We start from the raw sequence: 1001 nt of genomic DNA on the forward strand, positions 1-1001 counted from the left end.
GCGGCGTAGGTCGCGATCAGGGCGGAGATGGCCAGGTTGTTGATGGCCCGGGGTGGCCCCGGGCAGAGTCGTGGATCGCGGCGACGGCGTCGTCGGAGAAGAGGGTGTTGGATCTACCGGCGTATTTGAGGTGCTGGCGGATGTAGTCGTTTGTGTCGGCCTGGGACATGCCCGTGATGGTGAAGCGGGTGGAGATCCGCTGGTCCAGTGCCGCGAGGACGGCGAGCTTGAGCCGGCGTCGCAGGGTGGGTTGGCCGATCAGCAGCAACGCGAAATACGATCCCATATCCATATTGCTATTCGTTAACATGCGCAGTGATTCCAGGTCGGTGTTGGTTAGCAGGTGGGCCTCGTCGATCACCACGACGGGCAGGCGGGCGCGTTCGTCGAGTTCTCCGGCCAGTAGTGTGGCGGCTTGGTGGGTCAGGACTCCGGAGTAGAAGGCTGGGGTCCCGCCCAGGGCGGTCACGATCTGGGACTGGATCCCGCGCATACCGATCGTGGGGTCGGCGATATAGATGATCTGGTGCCGGGAGGCTTCCAGCTCGGCCAGGGCGGCGCGGGCGGCGACGGTTTTGCCGGCGCCGACTTCTCCGGTGATCACGCCCATCTGATGTTGGGACACGCACCACTGGATCCGGGCGATGGCCTGGCGGTGGCCTGGGTGCCGATGCAGGGCCTGGACCGGGATCGATCTGCTGAAAGGCGCTCGGTCGAAACCGTAATGGGATTGCAGATTTGAAATGCTCACTTCAGTCCCTCCAACGTCTCGTTTGCCGCCTCGTTTAACGCCTCTTCCGGCATGGTTTCCAACGGTTCTTCCAGGGTTTGGGTAATGCCGATTTTGTCGTAGCTGATCGGGGCGCCGGTCATCGCGGTTTATGGCGGGTTTCGATCAGGCGCAGGTAGTCGATGCCCGAGGCGGCGTTTTTCGCTCCGGGATCGGCGTCGCGGGTCGCGGCGGCGGTTTTGGGGTGGACGTGGCGGCGGATTTCGAGCAG

Annotated in this window: 2 protein-coding genes; both read right to left on the minus strand. The window is 63.6% G+C overall.

The annotated features are described in order from the left end of the window. Positions 1 to 16: 16 nt before the first annotated feature. Positions 17 to 751: an ExeA family protein gene (locus QMG52_RS21750; protein WP_283562481.1), complete on the minus strand. Its 735-nt coding sequence runs from the start codon at positions 749 to 751 to the stop codon at positions 17 to 19. After that, entirely contained in the window at positions 748 to 873 is a 126-nt protein-coding gene (locus QMG52_RS21755; protein WP_283562482.1) for a hypothetical protein, read from the minus strand. The genes QMG52_RS21750 and QMG52_RS21755 overlap by 4 nt, the downstream gene beginning before the upstream one ends. Positions 874 to 1001: the final 128 nt, after the last annotated feature.

This window comes from Paenarthrobacter sp. PH39-S1 (assembly GCF_030063245.1).
Taxonomy (GTDB): Bacteria; Actinomycetota; Actinomycetes; order Actinomycetales; family Micrococcaceae; genus Arthrobacter_M.

Bases quoted from the DNA above. Each gene is read 5' to 3' on its own strand.
- QMG52_RS21755 (WP_283562482.1), bottom strand. From the start codon at position 873: ATGACCGGCGCCCCGATCAGCTACGACAAAATCGGCATTACCCAAACC.